Annotated in this window: 19 protein-coding genes and 2 tRNA genes; 19 read left to right on the top strand and 2 right to left on the bottom strand. The window is 72.5% G+C overall.

The features are described 5' to 3' along the window. Positions 1-17 precede the first annotated feature (17 nt). The 10 genes from ACFPYL_RS21120 to ACFPYL_RS21075 all read left to right on the top strand — a co-directional run bounded on the left by ACFPYL_RS21120 (position 18) and on the right by ACFPYL_RS21075 (position 8,309). Positions 18-1,115, top strand: coding sequence for a PP2C family protein-serine/threonine phosphatase (locus tag ACFPYL_RS21120; RefSeq protein ID WP_379159098.1), 1,098 nt, complete (start codon positions 18-20; stop codon positions 1,113-1,115). 90 nt (positions 1,116-1,205) lie between these two features. Beyond that, positions 1,206-1,279 (top strand) — tRNA-Gly (locus ACFPYL_RS21115). A gap of 46 nt (positions 1,280-1,325) precedes the next feature. Beyond that, positions 1,326-1,398 (top strand) — tRNA-Pro (locus tag ACFPYL_RS21110). A gap of 68 nt (positions 1,399-1,466) precedes the next feature. Continuing rightward, positions 1,467-2,864: a trigger factor gene (tig, locus tag ACFPYL_RS21105; protein ID WP_379159095.1), complete on the top strand. Its 1,398-nt coding sequence runs from the start codon at positions 1,467-1,469 to the stop codon at positions 2,862-2,864. A gap of 191 nt (positions 2,865-3,055) precedes the next feature. Continuing rightward, positions 3,056-4,186 (top strand): lipase family alpha/beta hydrolase, encoded by a 1,131-nt coding sequence (locus tag ACFPYL_RS21100; RefSeq protein WP_379159092.1) that lies wholly within the window; start codon positions 3,056-3,058, stop codon positions 4,184-4,186. Beyond that, complete coding sequence (locus ACFPYL_RS21095; RefSeq protein ID WP_379159090.1) at positions 4,183-4,647, top strand: SRPBCC family protein; 465 nt, start codon at positions 4,183-4,185, stop codon at positions 4,645-4,647. Before ACFPYL_RS21100 ends, ACFPYL_RS21095 begins: the two co-directional genes overlap by 4 nt. Before the next feature lie 138 nt (positions 4,648-4,785). Further along, positions 4,786-5,373, top strand: coding sequence for an ATP-dependent Clp protease proteolytic subunit (locus tag ACFPYL_RS21090; RefSeq protein WP_056151152.1), 588 nt, complete (start codon positions 4,786-4,788; stop codon positions 5,371-5,373). A 3-nt stretch (positions 5,374-5,376) separates the two neighbouring features. After that, positions 5,377-5,985, top strand: coding sequence for an ATP-dependent Clp protease proteolytic subunit (locus tag ACFPYL_RS21085; protein ID WP_379159087.1), 609 nt, complete (start codon positions 5,377-5,379; stop codon positions 5,983-5,985). Between the two features lie 159 nt (positions 5,986-6,144). Further along, positions 6,145-7,428, top strand: coding sequence for an ATP-dependent Clp protease ATP-binding subunit ClpX (gene clpX, locus ACFPYL_RS21080; RefSeq protein ID WP_379159084.1), 1,284 nt, complete (start codon positions 6,145-6,147; stop codon positions 7,426-7,428). Positions 7,429-7,547: 119 nt separating this feature from the next. Then, positions 7,548-8,309: a hypothetical protein gene (locus ACFPYL_RS21075; RefSeq protein ID WP_379159081.1), complete on the top strand. Its 762-nt coding sequence runs from the start codon at positions 7,548-7,550 to the stop codon at positions 8,307-8,309. Between the two features lie 6 nt (positions 8,310-8,315). On the opposite strand, the gene valS is transcribed toward ACFPYL_RS21075, so the two are convergent. Further along, positions 8,316-10,931, bottom strand: coding sequence for a valine--tRNA ligase (gene valS / locus ACFPYL_RS21070; protein WP_379159078.1), 2,616 nt, complete (start codon positions 10,929-10,931; stop codon positions 8,316-8,318). A 79-nt stretch (positions 10,932-11,010) separates the two neighbouring features. Between valS and ACFPYL_RS21065 the strand changes: the two genes are divergently transcribed. From ACFPYL_RS21065 to ACFPYL_RS21055, 3 genes are read left to right on the top strand one after another with little or no spacing between them, the layout of a single operon-like run. After that, positions 11,011-11,886: a GNAT family N-acetyltransferase gene (locus ACFPYL_RS21065; protein WP_379159075.1), complete on the top strand. Its 876-nt coding sequence runs from the start codon at positions 11,011-11,013 to the stop codon at positions 11,884-11,886. Between the two features lie 23 nt (positions 11,887-11,909). Further along, the gene (gene folC, locus ACFPYL_RS21060) at positions 11,910-13,289 is read left to right on the top strand and encodes a bifunctional tetrahydrofolate synthase/dihydrofolate synthase (protein ID WP_379159072.1); all 1,380 of its coding nucleotides are present in this window, start codon (positions 11,910-11,912) and stop codon (positions 13,287-13,289) included. Next, positions 13,286-13,678, top strand: coding sequence for a DUF4233 domain-containing protein (locus ACFPYL_RS21055; protein WP_379159069.1), 393 nt, complete (start codon positions 13,286-13,288; stop codon positions 13,676-13,678). The genes folC and ACFPYL_RS21055 overlap by 4 nt, the downstream gene beginning before the upstream one ends. On the opposite strand, the gene pdxR is transcribed toward ACFPYL_RS21055, so the two are convergent. After that, the gene (pdxR, locus tag ACFPYL_RS21050; protein ID WP_379159066.1) at positions 13,664-14,992 is read right to left on the bottom strand and encodes a MocR-like pyridoxine biosynthesis transcription factor PdxR; all 1,329 of its coding nucleotides are present in this window, start codon (positions 14,990-14,992) and stop codon (positions 13,664-13,666) included. The two genes, ACFPYL_RS21055 and pdxR, sit on opposite strands and share 15 nt — an antisense overlap. A 65-nt stretch (positions 14,993-15,057) precedes the next feature. On the opposite strand from pdxR, the gene ACFPYL_RS21045 reads away from it, so the two are divergent. The 6 genes from ACFPYL_RS21045 to ACFPYL_RS21020 are packed head-to-tail and all read left to right on the top strand — an operon-like array spanning position 15,058 to position 19,305. Continuing rightward, positions 15,058-15,729, top strand: a complete 672-nt coding sequence (locus tag ACFPYL_RS21045) for a pyridoxamine 5'-phosphate oxidase family protein (protein ID WP_379159063.1) — start codon at positions 15,058-15,060, stop codon at positions 15,727-15,729. A 10-nt stretch (positions 15,730-15,739) separates the two neighbouring features. Beyond that, positions 15,740-16,159, top strand: a complete 420-nt coding sequence (ndk, locus tag ACFPYL_RS21040) for a nucleoside-diphosphate kinase (RefSeq protein WP_379159060.1) — start codon at positions 15,740-15,742, stop codon at positions 16,157-16,159. A gap of 59 nt (positions 16,160-16,218) precedes the next feature. Then, positions 16,219-16,716: a hypothetical protein gene (locus tag ACFPYL_RS21035; protein ID WP_379159057.1), complete on the top strand. Its 498-nt coding sequence runs from the start codon at positions 16,219-16,221 to the stop codon at positions 16,714-16,716. Beyond that, positions 16,716-17,015, top strand: a complete 300-nt coding sequence (locus tag ACFPYL_RS21030) for a hypothetical protein (protein ID WP_379159054.1) — start codon at positions 16,716-16,718, stop codon at positions 17,013-17,015. Before ACFPYL_RS21035 ends, ACFPYL_RS21030 begins: the two co-directional genes overlap by 1 nt. Further along, positions 17,012-18,781 (top strand): alpha/beta hydrolase, encoded by a 1,770-nt coding sequence (locus tag ACFPYL_RS21025; RefSeq protein WP_379159051.1) that lies wholly within the window; start codon positions 17,012-17,014, stop codon positions 18,779-18,781. Before ACFPYL_RS21030 ends, ACFPYL_RS21025 begins: the two co-directional genes overlap by 4 nt. After that, the gene (locus ACFPYL_RS21020) at positions 18,778-19,305 is read left to right on the top strand and encodes a hypothetical protein (RefSeq protein WP_379159048.1); all 528 of its coding nucleotides are present in this window, start codon (positions 18,778-18,780) and stop codon (positions 19,303-19,305) included. The genes ACFPYL_RS21025 and ACFPYL_RS21020 overlap by 4 nt, the downstream gene beginning before the upstream one ends. Positions 19,306-19,402: the final 97 nt, after the last annotated feature.

Genomic DNA, 19,402 nt, shown 5'->3' with positions numbered 1-19,402 from the left:
ACGAGGACCGACGACCAATGACCGCACGCAGCGACGCGGACCGGGCCGCCAGCCCGTCGAAGCTGAAGGTCGCGCGCCGGCGACGCCGGCTGGTCCCGCGGGGCAACGACACCCTCGCCGCGCTGGTGGCGCTCACCGTCGCCGTGACCGTCCCGGTGCTGGTCTGGCCCGACACGGCGCCGATGACCATGCTGATCGTGCCGTTGCTGCTCGGCAGCCTGCTGCTCGGGCCGCGGCAGCTGCCGTGGTTCGTGGTCTTCGTGATGGTGATGCTGATGCTCGCCATCTCGGCGCAGCCGAAGATCACCTCCAAGCAGGTGCTCGCGATCACGATCCTCTACCTGCTCTGCTTCATCGTGCTGCTGACGTCGTTCCGGCGCTCGCGCCTCGGCGTCGCCGGCGTGCAGGGGGAGTCGATGCTGGTGGACCTGCGCGACCGGATCCTCAGCCAGGGCGCCATCCCGCCGCTGCCCGAGGCCTGGCTCACCGAGACGGCGCTGCGCTCGGCGGGAGGTACGCCGTTCGCCGGTGACTTCATCGTCGCCGTCCGTGCCGAGGAGACCGACCGCCTCGAGCTCGTCGTCGTCGACGTGTCGGGCAAGGGCGAGCAGGCCGGCACCCGGGCGCTGCTGCTGTCCGGCGCCTTCGGGGGACTCCTGGGTGCGCTCCCGCCCGCCGACTTCCTCCCCGCCGCCAACGAGTACCTGCTGCGCCAGGGCTGGGAGGAGGGGTTCGCGACCGCGGTCCACCTCTCGCTCGACCTGGTGAGCGGCGCCTTCGAGGTCCGCACCGCCGGGCACCCGCCGGCCGCCCAGCTCGACGCCGGGTCCGGGCGGTGGACCGTGCACGAGGGGGAGGGGCCGGTCCTCGGCCTCATCGACGGTGCCGAGTTCACCACGATCTCCGGCGTGCTGCGCAGCGGCGACGCCCTGCTCCTCTACACCGACGGCATGGTCGAGACCCCGCGCCGCGAGATCGGCCTGGGCATCGACCGGATGCTCGGCCAGGCCGAGCGGCTGCTGCGCGGCGAGTTCGAGGGAGGGGCCGACCGGCTCGTCGACTCGCTTGGCTCGCGCAACGACGACCGGGCCCTGGTGCTGGTCCACCGGCGCTGAGGGCGCCGTCCGGGCGGTCGTCCCGGTTGGGGTCGGGACCCGCGCATGTGGCACGATTGCACCCGCTCTCGGGGCCTCGGCCCCGGGCTCGCGGATGTAGCTCAATGGTAGAGCCCCAGTCTTCCAAACTGGCTACGCGGGTTCGATTCCCGTCATCCGCTCCAAGCAGGGTCCTGAGCGTGCCCCGGGCACGCGTGGGACCCCACTTGGCGGGGCGTAGCGTAGTGGCTAGCGCGCCTGCTTTGGGAGCAGGAGATCGCAGGTTCGAGTCCTGTCGCCCCGACTGAACGAGCACCGAACCACCACCGAGCACCAGTCATCGAAAAGCCATCAAAAAGTAGGAGAAAGCCTGTGAAGAGCGCCGTCGAGACCTTGAGCCCGACCCGGGCCAAGCTGACCGTCGAGGTGCCCTTCGAGGAGCTCAAGCCGAGCCTCGACGCGGCCTATCAGAAGATCGCCAAGCAGATCAACGTCCCCGGCTTCCGCCGTGGCAAGGTCCCGCCGGCCGTCATCGACCGCCAGGTCGGCCGTGGCGCCGTCCTCGAGGAGGCCGTCAACGAGGTCGTCCCGCAGAAGTACGTCGAGGCGCTCCAGGCCAACGACCTCCAGCCGCTCGCGCAGCCGGAGATCGAGGTGACCAAGTTCGAGGACAACGAGGCGCTCGAGTTCACGGCCGAGGTCGACGTCAAGCCCGAGATCAAGCTCCCGACGTACGACGGCGTGACCGCGTCGGTCGACGACATCGTCGTCAGCGACGAGGACGTCGCCGAGCAGGTCGAGGCGCTGCGTGAGCGCTTCGCGACCCTCATCGACGTCGAGCGCCCGGCCGCCGACGGCGACTTCGTGGTCATGGACCTCAAGGCGACCAAGGACGGCGAGGTCGTCGACGGCGCCGAGGTGTCCGGCATGTCCTACCGCGTGGGTCGCGGCGGCATGATCGACGGTCTCGACGAGGCGCTGGTCGGCCTGGCCGCCGGCGACGAGAAGGTCTTCTCCTCCCAGCTCGTGGGCGGTGACCTGGTCGGCGAGGGCGTCGACGTCGCGGTCGCCGTCAGCCAGGTGCAGGAGCAGGAGCTGCCCGACCTCGACGACGAGTTCGCCCAGCTCGCCTCGGAGTTCGACACGGTCGCCGAGCTGACCGAGGACGTGCGCGAGCGGCTCGGCCGCGGCCGCCGCCTCGAGCAGGCCGCCGCCGCCCGCGACGCCGTCCTCGAGGCGCTGCTGGAGTCGGTCGACATCCCGCTGCCCGAGACGATCGTGACCGACGAGCTCAACGCCCGCCGCAGCAGCTTCGAGCAGCAGCTCGCGTACGCCGGCGTCACCATGGAGAAGTACCTCGAGGACGAGTCGCAGACCCAGGAGGAGTTCGAGGCCGACCTCGAGCGCCGGGTCCGCGACGCGGTCACCGCCCAGTTCATCCTCGACGAGATCGCCCAGGTCGAGGAGTTCGGCATCGACCAGCAGGAGCTCTCCGAGCACATGGTCCGCAAGGCCCAGCAGTCCGGCGAGGACCCGCAGGCGTTCGCGAACCACATGTTCGAGCACAACCACATCCCCGAGCTGGTGCAGGAGATCCTGCGCGGCAAGGCGCTGGCCCGCATCGTCGAGTCGGCCGTCGTCACCGACGCGTCCGGCAACCCGGTCGAGCTGAAGAACCTGCGCCCCGACGGCACCATCGGTGAGCCGGAGGCCGAGGTCGAGGCCGACGAGGCGACCGAGCCCGCCGAGGAGGAGAAGGCCGAGGCCTGATCCCCCCGACGTCGTACCGCACGTCGTACGCCGGCCCGCCAGGTCTGACCTGGCGGGCCGGCGTCATTTCGGCGCCCGGGCCACCGTTTGGTCACCAACCGCAGATCGGGAGCGTTCCCACCTGCGGTTCGGTCACCAATCGGTGGGGCGGCGCCCTCGCCAGCGACACATACCGCGGGTATGGTCACCGCATGAGCCTGCGCGCATCCGGACCCGGCGTGCTCGACGCGCTGTCCCTGCTGACCGAGGTCACCGACGAGCTGGTGGTGCGCGGGGTGCGCGACACCCACGACGCGTGGGCGGACCGCTTCGGCGGCTACCCCGGGCGCACGATCACCAGCGCCGTCTACGCAGGCGCGGGGCTGGGCCTGCGGGCCGCGGCGACCGCCCTCGACCGCGCCGGCGCGGCGGGGCTCGGGCCGCGGCTGGACGCCGGCGTGCGGGGCCGGTTCGTCCGCTCCGCGGTCAACGGGCTGATCGGCGACCGCCTCGCGGTGGAGCGGCCCCGACTGGCGATCACCATGGCCGTGCGCGCGGACGGCCGCGACGTGCCGCTGACGCCCGAGGGCCTCGCCGCCGCCTTCCCCGACGCCACCGAGCGCGTGGTCGTCCTCCAGCACGGGCTGTGCGAGAACGAGTCCTACTGGGACTTCGGGCGCGAGCGCACCGGCACGACGTACGCCGAGACGCTGGCGGCCCTCGGCTGGACCCCGGTGTTCCTGCGCACCAACACCGGACTCCCGGTGCGCGAGAACGGTGTCGCGCTGACCAGCCTGCTGGACCGGCTCACCGACGCCTGGCCGGTCCCGGTCGCCCGGGTCGCGCTGGTCGGGCACTCGATGGGCGGGCTCATCATCCGGGCGGCCGGTGCGGTCGCGAACGACCGGCCGGCGCCGTGGACCGGCCTGGTCTCCGACGTCATCACGCTCGGTACGCCGCACCTGGGGGCCCCGATCGCCCGGGGGATCGGCCACGGCGCCCGCGGCCTGGCGCGCCTGCCCGAGACGGCCGCCTTCGGGCGGGTGCTGGACCGGCGCTCGGTCGGCGTCCACGACCTCGTGGACGGCCTGGCCGAGGACGTGCCGCCGCTGCCGCACGCGCGCTACCGCCTCGTCGCCGCCACGCTGACCGAGCGGGAGCGGCACCCGGTCGGCCACGTCGTCGGCGACCTGCTGGTGCGGCCACCGTCGGCGTACGGCCGCGGGCGCGCGGGCCGCGAGCTCTTCCCCGGCGCCGACGTGCTCCACCTCGGCCGCACCGACCACTTCGGGCTGCTCAACCACCCCGACGTGCACGAGGCCCTGCGCGGGTGGCTCGCATGAGCAGTCCCGACCGCGAGCTGCGCGCCGAGGCCGTGGTCGCGGCGCCTCCCGAGCGGGTGTGGGCGCTGCTGACCGACTTCTCCCGGATGCCCGAGTGGAGCCCGGAGCTGGTGCGGATGGTGCCGCTGAAGCGCGGGGGACTGCGGGTCGGCCAGTGGTACCTCGGCATCAACCGGCGCCGGGCGGCGGTCTGGCCCACCCGGAACGTCGTCGCGCTGCTCGAGCCGGGGCGGCTGCTCGCCTGGGACACCACGTCCAGCGGCGCCCGCTGGATCTGGGAGCTCGCGCCCGCCGCGGAGGGCACGCTGGTCGTGCACCGCCGGCCGGTGCCGCGCCGGCTGACCAGGATGTCGCGGCTGTTCGCGCCGCTCGCCCTGGGCGGGAGCGCCGGGCACGCCGACGAGCTCGAGGCCGGGATGGTCCAGACGGTGGACCGCCTCCGCGAGGCCGCCGGGGCGTGAAATCCGCTGTTGGCGAACAGGGGCCGGTTGGCCGTGGAACTGTCGGCTCTTGCGGCTAGGGTCGCTTCCGTGACCCAGTACTCCAGCTCCGCATCGCACCCGGGGACTCATCAGCCGCAGCTCAACGGCGGCGGCGGGATGAACGACCTCGACGGCCACATCTACCAGCGTCTGCTGCGTGAGCGGATCGTCTTCCTCGGCTCCGAGGTGCGCGACCAGAACGCCAACGCGATCTGCGCCCAGTTGTTGCTGCTCTCGGCCGAGGACCCCGAGGCCGACATCTTCCTGCACATCAACAGCCCGGGTGGCTCGGTCGACGCCGGCATGGCGATCTACGACACGATGAACTACATCCCCAACGACGTGGCGACGGTCGGCATGGGCCTGGCCGCCTCGATGGGCCAGTTCCTGCTCTGCGCCGGCACGAAGGGCAAGCGCTACGCGCTCCCGCACGCGCGGATCATGATGCACCAGCCGTCGTCCGGCATGGGCGGCTCGGCCTCGGACATCAAGATCCAGGCGCAGCAGTCCCTGCACATCAAGCAGATCCTCCTCGACCTGATCGCGGAGCACACGGGCCAGCCGCGCGAGCAGGTCGAGAACGACGCCGACCGCGACCGCTGGTTCACCGCCGACCAGGCCAAGGACTACGGCCTCGTCGACCAGGTCATCAAGAGCGCCCGCGAGGCGGCCGACGACGGCCGTCCGGCCCGGCAGAAGGACTGACGCATGAACTACTACATCCCCCAGTGGGAAGAGCGCACGTCCTACGGGTTCCGGCGCATCGACCCCTACGCCAAGCTGTTCGAGGACCGCATCATCTACCTCGGCACGCCGATCTCCGACGACGTCGCCAACGCCGTCATCGCACAGCTGATGTGCCTGGAGTCGATGAACCCGGACCAGGACATCCAGATCTACATCAACAGCCCCGGTGGCTCCTTCACTGCGCTGACGGCGATCTACGACACGATGAACTTCATCAAGCCGGACGTGCAGACGGTGTGCATCGGCCAGGCCGCCTCGGCGGCGGCGATCCTGCTCGGCGCGGGTGCCCGCGGCAAGCGGATGGCGCTGCCCAACAGCCGGATCCTGATCCACCAGCCCTACACCGAGGGCACGTTCGGCCAGACCTCGGACATCGAGATCCAGGCCAACGAGATCCTGCGGATGCGCGAGCTGCTCGAGAAAATGATCAGCGACCACAGCGGCCGGCCGATTGAACAGGTGAGCGTCGACATCGAGCGCGACAAGATCCTCACCGCCGAGCAGGCCGTCGAGTACGGCCTGATCGACGCCGTGATCGAGTCGCGCAAGGGCGTCCCGGCGCTCACCTGAGCTCCACCATGACCCGACGTTGCCCGTGTCCACCCCCTCATCGGGGGTGGCACGGGGTACCGTCAGGGGGGCTCTCGGGCCCCGAACCGCTCCACTCCCACGCACAGCTGCTGTACCAGCTCGACTTACCGGGCTCGACCTACCGGAGGATGACCGCCCGTGGCACGTATCGGTGACGGAGGCGACCTGCTGAAGTGTTCTTTCTGCGGGAAGAGCCAGAAGCAGGTCAAGAAGCTCATCGCCGGCCCCGGCGTCTACATCTGCGACGAGTGCATCGACCTCTGCAACGAGATCATCGAGGAAGAGCTCAACGAGGGCACCGAGGTCAGCCTCGACGAGCTGCCCAAGCCGCGGGAGATCTTCGAGTTCCTCAACTCCTACGTGATCGGCCAGGAGCAGGCGAAGAAGTCGCTCGCGGTCGCCGTCTACAACCACTACAAGCGCGTCCAGGCGGGCATCCAGCCTCTCTCCGGCAAGCACAGCAAGGAGGAGGTCGTCGAGGTCGCGAAGTCCAACATCCTCGTGATCGGACCGACCGGCTGTGGCAAGACCTACCTCGCGCAGACGCTGGCGCGCATGCTCAACGTCCCGTTCGCCATCGCGGACGCGACGGCGCTGACGGAGGCCGGCTACGTCGGTGAGGACGTCGAGAACATCCTCCTCAAGCTGATCCAGGCCGCCGACTACGACGTCAAGAAGGCCGAGACCGGCATCATCTACATCGACGAGATCGACAAGGTGGCCCGCAAGGCGGAGAACCCCTCGATCACGCGCGACGTCTCCGGTGAGGGCGTCCAGCAGGCGCTCCTGAAGATCATCGAGGGCACGACCGCCTCGGTGCCGCCGCAGGGGGGTCGCAAGCACCCCCACCAGGAGTTCATCCAGATCGACACCACCAACATCCTCTTCGTGGTGGGTGGTGCCTTCGCCGGTCTCGAGCACATCGTCGAGCAGCGCGTCGGCAAGAAGACCCTCGGCTTCACCGCCGAGGTCCGCGGTCAGGTCGAGCGCGACGCCGAGGACCTGCTCTCGCAGGTGCGGCCCGAGGACCTGACCAAGTTCGGCCTGATCCCCGAGTTCATCGGCCGGCTGCCGCTGATCGCGAGCGTCTCGAAGCTCGACCGGCCGGCGCTGGTGCAGATCCTCACCGAGCCCCGCAACGCCCTGGTCAAGCAGTACCAGAAGCTGTTCGAGCTCGACGGCGTCGAGCTCGAGTTCACGACCGAGGCCGTCGAGGCGATCGCCGACAAGGCGATGGAGCGGGGCACCGGCGCCCGCGGCCTGCGCGCGATCATCGAGGAGGTCCTCCTCCACGTGATGTACGACGTGCCCTCCCGCGGCGACGTCGCCAAGGTCATCGTCACGGGCGAGGTCGTCACCGACGACGTCGCGCCGACCCTGGTCCCGCGCGAGTCCGAGGCCAAGAAGAAGAAATCCGCCTGACCCGGTTCGCGTAGCCCATCTGGGCCATTTATGACCAGATCCGGCCCAGGGGTTTGGTCCGCACCGGTCTGGACCGGAAAACTGACCCACGAACGTCCGTTTTTCTCGGGAGGGTCTGCATGCGGTCAGAGCACCGTGCGCCGTTGGTCGCGTCGATCGTCGTCGTCCTGGCGTGCTTCGGGGTGATGGTCCACGCCGTCCGCACCGACGCCCTGGGCGGCTTCGCCCGGCACCTGCCGATGGGGATGATCGCCGGCACCGTCATCCAGCCCAAGCCCGCGCCGGCCGGCGAGGCGCCACGCCCGGCCGTCGCCGCGCCCCCGGTCTCGACGCCGGCAGCGCCGCCCAGCGCCGCCGCCGACACGACGGCCCCCGCCGTGCCGCACGGCCGACCGGCCGCGGGGCACAGCCCGCGCCCGGCCCACACCGCGGTGCACCAGGTCGCCCACCAGGCGCCCGCGGCGCCCCAGCCCGCCGCGCCGCAGCCCGTCACCCCGGTCGCGCCGAGCACCCCCGCCGCGACGTCGCTGCCGACGCCGGTGGTCACGCCCTCGGTGCCTGCCGTGCCGGTGCCCACCGTGCCCAGCCTCCCGGGGCGTCAGCACGGCAACGGCCACGCCTCCGGGCACTCGAACGCCCAGGGCCTCGGTCAGGGCCCCGGTCAGGGCCTCGCCGCAATCGGCTCAGCCGTCAGCGGCGCGATCACCAGCGCCATCACCAGCGCCATCACCGAGGCCCTGGCCGATGCTCGCGACAACGGCTCCCGCGGTCACGGCTACGGTTCCCGCGGGTACGACTCCCACGGGTACGGCTCGCACGACCGCGGGTCGGACTCCGACGACGGGGACGACTACCGCGGTGGCCACCGCGGCCGGCACTGACCGGCGTCAGCCCTCGACGGGTGCCAGCTCGGCCACCACGGTGATCTCCGTGGCGCCCTCCTCGGCGACGAACAGCAGGTCCCCGACGATCTTGCCCGTCTTGCGCAGGTCGTCGGCGGCCAGCTCGGCCGCGTCGACCAGGGCCTGCGGGCCACGGATCTCCACCCGGGACAGCTCGGCGCGCATCGAGACCTTGGCGTTCGACTTGGCGCCGCGGATCCCGACCAGCGCGGCCGCCACGGCGTCGAGCGCGACCGGGTCGGTCGCCGCCGCGGAGCCGAGCTCGGTGACGGTCGGCCAGCTGGAGCGGTGGATCGATCCCTCCTGCCACCACGACCAGACTTCCTCGGTCACGTAGGGCAGGAACGGCGCGAGCAGCCGCAGCTGGACGTCGAGCGCGATCGCGAGGGTCGCCTTGGCGGACACGGTGGCGGCGCTGTCGCCGTCGGCGTACGCCCGCTCCTTGACCAGCTCGAGGTAGTCGTCGCAGAACTCCCAGAAGAACTTCTCGGCGACCTCGAGCGCGCTGGTGTAGTCGTAGGCCTCGAACGCATCGGTGGCGGCGCGGACCACCTCGGCCAGGCGGCCGAGCAGGGCGCAGTCGACGGGCTCGGAGACCTCGAAGGGGTTCACGCCGGTCGCGCCGACGCCGCCGAGGACGAACTTCGACGCGTTCAGGACCTTCATCGCCAGGCGGCGACCGACCTTCATCTGGGTCTCGTCGAACGGCGAGTCCAGGCCCGGGCGCGCCATCGCGGCGCGCCACCGGACGGCGTCGGCACCGAACTTGTCGAGGATCTCGGTCGGGACGACCACGTTGCCCTTGGACTTGGACATCTTCTTGCGGTCCGGGTCGAGGATGAAGCCGGACACCAGGGCGTGCGACCACGGGGCCGCGTGGTTCTCGAAGTGGGCGCGGACGACGCGCGAGAAGAGCCAGGTGCGGATGATGTCGTGCGCCTGGGTGCACAGGTCCATCGGGAAGACCCGCTGCCACAGGTCGTCGTCGGACTCCCAGCCACCCGCGATCTGGGGGGTGAGCGACGACGTCGCCCAGGTGTCCATCACGTCGGGGTCGCCGATGAAGCCGCCCGGCTTCCCGCGCTGCTCCTCGGTGTAGCCGCCCGGGGCCACCGTCGACGGGTCGACCGGCAGGTCCGCCTCACGCGGGAGGAGCGGGTGGTCGTAGTCGGGCTCGCCCTCGGCGTCCAGCGGGTACCAGACCGGGAACGGGATACCGAAGAAGCGCTGCCGCGAGATCAGCCAGTCGCCGTTGAGGCCGCCGACCCAGTTGTCGTAGCGGTGCTTCATGTGCGGCGGCAGCCACTGGATCTCGGCACCGCGGTCGATCATCTCGGTGCGCAGCGCGGCGTCGCGGCCGCCGTTGCGGATGTACCACTGGCGGGTCGCGACGATCTCGAGGGGCTTGTCGCCCTTCTCGTAGAAGTTCGTCATCCGCTGCGTGGGCTTCGGCTCGCCGTCCAGGTCGCCGGACTGACGCAGCGCGGCGACGACCGCCTCGCGCGCGGAGAACGCCGTCTTGCCCTTGAGCTCCTCGTACGCCGCGGCAGCGGCCGGTGCGCTGAGCCAGTCGGGCGTCTCGCGCGACATCCGGCCGTCGCGGCCGATCAGGGTGCGGACCGGGAGGTCGAGCTCGCGCCACCAGGTGACGTCGGTGAGGTCGCCGAACGTGCAGCACATGGCGATGCCGGCGCCCTTGTCCATCTCGGCGGCGGCGTGCGCGCGCACCGGGATCTCGACGCCGAAGACCGGGCTGGTCACGGTGGTCCCGAAGAGGGACTGGTAGCGAGGGTCGTCCGGGTGCGCGATCAGCGCGACGACGCTCGGGATCAGCTCGGGGCGGGTCGTCTCGATGTAGACGGGTTCGCCGTCGGGCTTGTGGAACGCGACCCGGTGGTAGGCGCCGGCGTACTCGCGGGCCTCGAGCTCGGCCTGGGCGACCGCCGTCTGGAAGGTGACGTCCCAGAGGGTCGGCGCCTCCTGGAGGTAGGCCTCGCCGCGGGCGAAGTTGCGCAGGAACGCGCGCTGGCTGACGGTCTGCGACTTCGCGCCGATGGTCGTGTAGTGCTGCTTCCAGTCGACCGAGAGGCCGAGGGTGCGCCAGAGCTGCTCGAAGACCTGCTCGTCCTGCTCGACGAGCTGCTCGCAGAGCGCGATGAAGTTGGGTCGGCTGATCGGGACCTGCTTCTTGGCGTCCGGCTTCTCGGGCGGGGTGAAGTCGGCGTCGTACGGCAACGACGGGTCGCAGCGCACGCCGTAGTAGTTCTGCACCCGGCGCTCGGTCGGCAGGCCGTTGTCGTCCCAGCCCATCGGGTAGAAGACGGACTTGCCGCGCATCCGCTGGAAGCGGGCGATCAGGTCGGTGTGCGTGTAGGAGAACACGTGGCCGACGTGCAGGCTGCCGCTCACGGTCGGCGGCGGGGTGTCGATCGAGTAGACGTTCTCGCGCGGCTGGGTGCGGTCGAAGGCGTAGGTGTCGTCGGTCTTCCACCGCTCGCTCCAGGTGGCCTCGAGGCCCTCGAGCGCAGGCTTGTCGGGTACGACGACGGCGGGTCGATCCGCGCTGGTCGTCTCCGTGGCCTGGCTCTGCGTCTCGGTCATGTCCGAAATCCTAGGGCGCGCACGCTCCCACACCGAAACCGGTTGCGGTCGTGGCCGCGCGTCGGCCACCGTGCGGAACGTGTCCAGCCTGGAGTTCCTCGACGATCCCGCCGCGTTCCTCGACGCCGCGGCGGCCCATCTCGCCGCCGATCCGGTGGTCACGACCGTGATCGCGTCGGTCAGCGCGCGGATGGCGCACCGCCCGGCGGGCGACGCGCCGCACCGCTGGTGGGCGATCGCCCGCGACGACGCGGGAGCCGTCACGGGCGTGGCGATGCGCACCGCGCCGTTCGAGCCCTACCCGGCGTACGTGCTGCCGATGCCGGCCGACGCCGCGCTCCTGCTGGCCTTCGTACTGCACGAGCGCGGCGAGGTGCTCGGCGGCGTCAACGGCGCGCTGCCGGCCGCCCGGGTGATCGCCGAGGAGACCGCGCGGCTGACCGGGGGAGCGGTGACGGTGCACGAGCACCTGCGGCTCTTCGAACTCGGCGACCTGGCGATGCCGACGCCGCCCGCCGGGCGGCTGCGGAAGGCCACCGCCGACGACGCCGACCTGTGCCTGGCGTGGTTCCTCGACTTCGCGCGGGCGGCGGCCGAGCAGGCGGGCCGCACCGACCCGCACGCCATGGAGACCTTCACCATGGACGAGATGCTCGCTCGGATCGACGGTGGCGTGATCTGGCTCTGGGAGGACGAGCACGGCGAGCCCGTCCACCTGACCGGCGCGAACCCGCCGGCGTACGGCGTCGCCCGGATCGGCCCCGTCTACACGCCGGCCGGGCTGCGCGGCCGCGGCTACGCCAGCCGCGCCGTCGCCGAGGTCTCGCAGCAGTACGTCGAGGGCGGCGTGCGCTGCTGCCTCTTCACCGACCAGGCCAACCCGGTCTCCAACCACGTCTACGAGGCGATCGGCTACCGGCCGGTGGTCGACATGGTGAATCTGCTGGTCGGGTGAGGAGTCTCTAGACTCGTCACGAGATGAGTGAGACCCCTGACGCACCCCGGCTGGCCGAGACCTTCGACGAGGTCGAGGACGCCCTCCTGTCCCGCTGGCCGGAGACCAAGCTTGAGCCGTCCCTGGACCGGATCGAGGCCTTCATGGAGGTGCTCGGCGACCCGCAGCGCAGCTATCCCGTCATCCACCTGACGGGGACCAACGGCAAGACCTCGACCTCGCGGATGGTCGACACCCTGCTCCGGGCGCTCGACCTGCGCACCGGACGCTTCACCAGCCCGCACGTCGAGCGGATGAGCGAGCGGATCTCGATCGACGGGGAGCCGCTCTCCGACGACGACTTCGTGCGTGCGTTCAACGACGTCGCGCCGTACACCCACCTCGTCGACGCCGACCAGGACCACCCGCTGTCGTTCTTCGAGACGGTCGTCGGGATGGCGTACGCCGCGTTCGCGGACGCGCCGGTCGACGCCGCCGTCGTCGAGGTCGGGATGGGCGGCTCGTGGGACGCCACCAACGTCGTCGACGCGACGGTCGCCGTGGTGCTGCCGATCGCGGTCGACCACGCGCGCTACCTCGGCGAGACGCCTGCCGTGATCGCCGTCGAGAAGGCCGGGATCATCAAGCCCGGCGCGACCGCCGTGCTCGCCGAGCAGGAGCCCGACGTGGCGGCCGTCCTGGCGGACCGGATCGCCGAGGTCGGCGCGACCGCCGTCCGCGAGGGCGTCGACTTCGGCGTCGCCGGCCGCACGCCCGCAGTCGGGGGGCAGATGCTGTCGCTCCAGGGCCTCTACGCGCGCTACGACGACGTCTTCCTCCCGCTCTACGGCGCGCACCAGGCGCAGAACGCCGCGGTCGCTCTCGCGGCCGTCGAGGCGTTCGTCGCCAGTGCCGAGCAGCCGCTGGACGCGGAGGTCGTGCGCGCGGCGTTCGCCGAGGTGACCTCGCCCGGCCGGCTCGAGATCGTCCGCCGCAGCCCCACCGTCCTGCTCGACGCGGCCCACAACCCGCACGGAGCCGAGGCGCTGGGCGCGGCCCTCGAGGACTCCTTCACCTTCAACCCGCTGATCGGCGTGCTCGGCGTGATGGCCGACAAGGACGCCGAGCAGCTGCTGGTCGCGCTCGAGCCGCACCTCGCCCACGTCGTCTGCACGCAGAACTCCACCGACCGGGCGCTGCCCGCCGACCTGCTCGCCGAGAAGGCCCGCGAGGTCTTCGGCGAGGACCGGGTCTCCGTGACGCCGAGCCTCGGCGACGCGATCGAGGCGGCCGCGACGCTGGCCGAGGCCGGAGCGGCGGTGGGCGAGTCGCTCGGGTCGGGTGCGGTGCTGGTCACCGGCTCGGTCGTCACCGTCGGCGAGGCGCGCTCGCTGCTGGTGCGCCCCGCGAAGGACCGCCGATGAGCGACGTCGACCCGGAGCGGACCCGCTCACCGCGGCGCGGCATGTGCGCCGCCGTGCTGAGCCTGGAGGCCATCACGCTCGGACTGACGACGCCGGTGATGATCACCATCGCCGACGTCTCCGCTGGTACGGCGGTCGCGGTCGGCGTCGGGCTCGCCGTCGTGTGCCTGCTGCTCGCCGGCATGCTGCGCGCGGAGTGGGCCTACATGCTCGGCTGGGTGGTCCAGGTCTGTGCGATCGCGCTCGGCTTCGTGATCCCGTTGATGTTCGTGCTCGGCGGCATCTTCGCGCTGCTGTGGGGCTCGGCCTACCTCCTCGGTCGCAAGATCGAGCGCGAGCGGGCCGAGGCCTTTGCTGCCTTCGACTCCGAGGCCTCAGACCAGGGCTGACGTCACCGCGGCCAGCGCGCGGTCCAGCTCCTCGTCGGTGACGCCGCCGAACCCGAGCACCAGCCCGGTCAGCCGTGCGGAGCGACAGTAGTCCGACAGCAGGTTGACCTCGAAGCCGGCCTCGCGCGCCGCCGCCCGCGCCCGCAGCGCGTCGGGCTGGGGGAGCAGCCAGGTCGAGTACATCCCGGCGAGCGGCCCCGCCAGCTCGGCGTACGGCGTGAGCGCGGCCGCCACCCGGGGCGCGCGCTCGGCGTAGACCCGGCGTGCGGTGCGGACCACCTTGTCGACGTACCCGTCACGCATCAGCGCGAGGAACGCGCGCTGCACCGGCCACGGCGCGCCCTCGTGGGTGACCACGCGGCGCGCGTTGATCGCGTCGAGGTACGCCGGCGGCGGGACCAGCCAGCCGAGCCGGAGCGACGGGGCGACCGCCTTCGCCGCGGTGCCGAGATAGGCGACCTGCTGCCGGTCCAGGCTGGCCAGGGCCGGCACCGGCGCCACGTCGTAGCGGAACTCCGAGTCGTAGTCGTCCTCGACGACGACCGTCCCGGCGGCCCGGGCGGCGTCGAGCAGCGCGACCCGCTCGGTCGCGGGCAGCACCCGACCGAGAGGGTGCTGGTGGGCCGGGGTCACGTAGGCGGCGGTGACTCCGGTCAGGTCGGTGACCGGTGCCAGCGCCGGGAGGTCGCGGACGGCGCGGGCGACGCCGCGGACGGTCTCGACGGCGGCCCGGTAGCCGGGGTCCTCGAGGGCGACCGGCCCGGGCGGCAGCACGGCGAGCAGGTGCCGCAGCCCGTCCGTGGTCCCGTTGGTCACCACGACCTCGTCGGCGTCGACGACCAGTCCGCGGGTCCGGCCGATCCGGTCGGCGAGCGCCGCGCGCAGCTCGGGGAGCCCGCGCGGGTCGTCGTAGCCCCGGGGCGGCCGGGCCGACGACACCTCGCGCCACGCGCGCCGCCACCCGGCCGCGTGGCGTGGGTCGATCCAGGGCGTGCCGGCATCCAGGCGGACCAGCCCCGGGTCGGCGCTGGGCGCCGGCCGTCGTGCGGCGGTGGCCGGCGCGGAGCCTCCGGCGGCGACGTACGTCCCGGCCCCGCGTCTTGCCTCGAGCCACCCCTCGGCGAGCAGCTGCTCGTAGGCGTGCTCGGTCACCGACCGGCTGACCCCGAGGTCCAGGGCCAGCGCGCGGGTGCTCGGCAGCCGTTCGCCCCGGCCGAGCGTGCCGTCGAGCACCAGGGACCGGATCCGACCGGACAGCTGCACGCTCAGCGAGCCGGGCGCCGTCCGGTCGAGCACGAGGGGGAGCGTGGTCATTGGCCTGCCGAACTAGTCATTGATTGGCCCGTGTCACCAGGCCACTTCTCTCGGAGGATGGTGCCATGACGACGACGCCCCTGTCTCCCACGCAGCGGACCACGATCGGTCGCGGCCGCAACCGGATGGTCGAGGACCGCACCGAGCTGCACCGCCTGCTCGACGACGCGCTCATCGCCCACCTCGGCGTCATCGTCGGCGGGCACCCCCTGGTGCTGCCGGTCGCCTTCGCGGTCGACCTCGACGGTCCGGACGAGGACGGCACGCTCTACCTGCACGGCTCCGTCGCCGCCGGGTGGCTGCGCTCGTCCGCCGACGCCACCGTCTGCGTGACCATCACCGAGCTCGAGGGGCTGGTGGCCGCGCGGTCGGCCTTCCACCACTCGATGAACTACCGCTCGGCCGTCGTGATCGGCACGGCGCGCATCGTGGAGGACCCCGCCGAGCGGCGGCGCGCGCTCGGCCTGACCGTCGACCACATGATCCCGGGCCGCGACGCGACGCTGCGCGAGCCGACGCGCAAGGAGCTGGCGGCGACCGCGGTGCTCGCCGTACCGCTGCACGAGGCGTCGATGAAGTCCCGCGGCGAGGGTCCGGTCGACGACCAGGAGGACATCGACGCGGGGGTGTGGGGTGGGGTCATCCCGCTGCGCCGCGTGGCCGGCGACCCGGTCGCCGCCGACGACGCCACCGGTCCGGCCCCGGCCGACGTCGTACGGCGGGCCGCGTCCCTCTAGGCTCAGGCCCATGACCCAGCGCACCCTCGTCCTGCTCAAGCCCGACGCCGTCAAGCGCGGCCAGGTCGGCGAGATCGTCCGCCGCATCGAGGCCAAGGGCTACGGCCTGGTGGCGCTCGAGCTGCGGGACGCGACGCCCGAGGTGCTCGCCGAGCACTACGCCGAGCACGAGGGCAAGCCGTTCTACCAGCCGCTCGTCGACTTCATGCTCTCCGGCCCGGTCGTCGCGATCGTGCTGGAGGGCGAGCGCTGCATCGAGGGGTTCCGCTCGCTGGCCGGCGCGACCGACCCCACGGCGGCCGCGCCGGGCACCATCCGCGGCGACCTGGGCCGCGACTGGGGCCTGAAGGTCCAGCAGAACCTCGTGCACGGCTCCGACTCCGAGGAGTCCGCCGCACGCGAGATCGGGATCTGGTTCCCCCACCTCTGATCCAGCCTCTGATCCAGCGCTAGCGGTTTCGGGAGGCGGGACCCGGGCAGCCTCCCCGCATGGAGCTCCAGTCTCGGGATGCGCCGCTCCCTCCGTTCTTCGCTGCCGTCCGGCGCCGACATCCGGACGTCGACATCGTGCTGCTGGCGCCGCCGCCGGCGGACCCGGAACAGCCGGACGCCGCGACCGAGGGCCAGGTGGCGAACGCCTTCGACCTCGCCACCGGCACCGCGACCAGGGCGTGGGCGGAGGCGGTCGGTGACGGCAGGGTGCCGGACACCCGCTTCGCCTACGGCCCGGACGAGGCCACCGTGGTCGCGCGGTCCCGGCTGGCCGCACCGCTGGTCGGGTCGCCGCTGACGATGCTCGCCGCGGCGCTCGCCCGAGACGGGTGGGAGCTCGGCCACCGCGCGGGTGCGGTCAGCCAGCTCGTCGCTCGTCGAGCGACCATGCACCTCCTCGCGTCGTACGCCGACGCCGGCACCTTCGTCCTCACCGTCACGTCGACGCCGCTCGGGGTCGGCGTCGAGCGGGCCCGCGCCCTGGCGAGGCTCTGATGGAGGCGGTGCCGCTGGCGATGGGCCGGACCGCCCGGTCGTGGGACGAGCAGCACCTCGACCTCGAGGCGGCGGCCGGCCAGCTGGGCGCGGCGCCCACCGGCGGGTTCACCACCGGCGTCGCGGGTGCGGCGGCGCGCTTCGCCAGCACCTGGCAGCGACACGTGAGCGAGCTCGGCGAGACCGCGGAGACTCGCGCCGACGGGCTCCGGACCTCCGCCACCGACTACCTGCAGACCGACACCGCGGTCGCGTCCGACCAGCTCCTGCTCGGCCTCCAGGTCAAGGAGGTCCGATGAGCGGGACGGTCACGCTCCCGCCGGTGCCGCGGGAGGTCCCCGAGCTGGTCGCCGACCCCGCGGGCATCCGCGCGTACGCCGCCGACCTGCTGGCCGCGTCGACCCAGGTCGACGAGCTCGGCGTGTTCGTGGCCGGCGACGCCCGGGTCGCTGACTGGACGGGGCTCGGGTCGACGGCTTACCACGACGCGATCCGGCCGACCGGACGGCGGGCCGACGCGATGTCGCTCGCGCTGCGCAACGTCGCGCGCCGCGTCGACCAGCACGCCGCCACGCTCCAGGCCCTGCTCGACCGCCGGGCGGCGCTCGCCGACGAGCGCGCGCAGCTCGTCTCGGCCATCCATGCCCTGCGCGACCGGGTCGCCGGCGCGACCGAGGACGAGGCACCCGCGATCCAGGCGCAGTGCGACGACTGCGCGGCGCGGGTGACGACGTACGAGACCGACCTGGACCGGTGGATCACCGACCTGATGGCCGAGGAGGAGGCCATCCAGGAGGCCTTCGCACGGGTGCTGACGCTCGACCAGGTCGAGCGGAGGTACGGCGGGGTCGACGACCCGGCCGACACCGCGCTCGACGCGATGCCCGGGCCGGGGGCCTCCTCGCGCGAGGTCAACGCCTGGTGGGACGGGCTGACGCCCGAGCAGCAGCTGGCGATCATCGCCGCCTCGCCGGGGTCGATCGGCAACCGCGACGGCATCCCGCCGGAGGCGCGCGACGCCGCCAACACCGTGGCGCTGGACCGCGACCTCGCCGACTGGGGCCACCTCGAGGACCTCGGCCTGCTCACCGACGACGAGCGCCGGTGGCTCGACAACGCCCGGGCGGCGCAGGACGCGATCGACACCATCGAGGCCGGCGTCGACCCGCAGACGCTGGCCGCCGTACCGTCCCAGCTCTACCTCTACGACCCGACCGCCTTCGACGGCGACGGTGCCGTCGCGGTGGCCGCCGGCGACCTGGCCACCGCCCACGACGTCGCGGTCACGGTCCCCGGCTTCGGCACCGACGGCCAGAGCGCGGCCTACCAGGCCGACCGGGCGCTCGACCTCTACGAGGCGACCCGCAGCGTCGACGGCACCGGCGGCGTGGCCACGATGTTCTGGATCGGGTACGACGCACCCGACAACCTGCCGTGGACCGGCGACGGCTGGGACGCCGCCGGCGTCGTCAGCGAGGACATGGCGACCGCCGGCGGCGACCGGCTCGCCGACCTGATCGACGGACTGCGCGACTCGCGCGACGGCGACCCGGCACACCTCACCGCGATCGGGCACAGCTACGGCTCCACGACGACCGGCCACGCCGCCCACGACGAGGGGATCCCGGTCGACGACCTGGTCTTCGTCGGCAGCCCCGGCGTCGGCGGCGACACCGACGACGTGGGCGACACGGGGGTGGACCCCGACCACGTCTGGGCCGGCGCCAACAGCCGCGACCCGATCGCCGACCTTGGCAACCACGGCTGGCTGCACCTCGAGACGCTCGATGGCGGCGGCCTCGGCGACGACCCGGCCGAGGACGACTTCGGCGCGATCCGGTTCGAGGCGGAGTCGACCACGCGGCCCGACCACCTCGACTTCGACGAGCACTCGAAGTACTTCGACCACGGCACCGAGTCGCTCTACAACCTGAGCCAGATCGTGAGCGGCCACTACGACGCCGTGCTCACGGCCGACCCGGTCACCGACCCCTGGTACGCCGGCCCCCAGGACCCCGAGTGGGACCGCGACCCCACGGAGCGCGACACGCTGGACGGGCCGTGAACCACCGGTGGCCCGTCGCCCTCGCGGCGGCGCTGCTCGCGACCGGGTGCACGTCGTCCGGGGGAGACGACCCCGACCCGGCGACAGCCGAGGACGCGTTGCTCGCCCAGCGCGACGCCGTCGAGGAGACCGCCCAGGGCCTGGTCGCGGCGAGCGAGGACGTGCTCGGGAGTCGCGTGCTGGAGTCGCGCGGCGGCTGGGAGGGCTGCACCAGCCGCTTCCCGGAGGGCTACGAGGACTTCCGCTACACCGCCGACGTGCGCCTGGCCGCCCGCCCCGGCAGCCCCGAGGACGTCGGTGCCGAGCTCGCGACGGTCGCCGAGCGGAGCGGGTACGACGTCGCGCCGGCCTCGGAGGACGTGGAGGTCACCGACGGCCCGGTGTCGGCCACCCTGCAGGACGTCCCGGACCTCGGTGCCGAGGGCGACGTGCTGATCCGGCTCGCCGCCGGACCCTGCGTCGACGTACCCGAGGACGAGTGGCGGGACTGGATGAGTCGGGACGACCCCGGCCCGCAGGTGTGAGGAAGGTGTGACCTCGTCCACCGATTAGGGCAGGTCACGCCGCGTGTCCTCCCCGGTGAGCGGGGCGGTCGTTCGTAGCCTGGTGTCACTTCTTCCC

The sequence above is a fragment of the Nocardioides hankookensis genome, from assembly GCF_042658885.1.
GTDB classification, from domain to species: Bacteria; Actinomycetota; Actinomycetes; order Propionibacteriales; family Nocardioidaceae; genus Nocardioides; species Nocardioides hankookensis.
The sequence above is the reverse complement of the archived record's forward strand: the minus strand, read 5'-3'. Positions and strand labels throughout refer to the sequence as shown.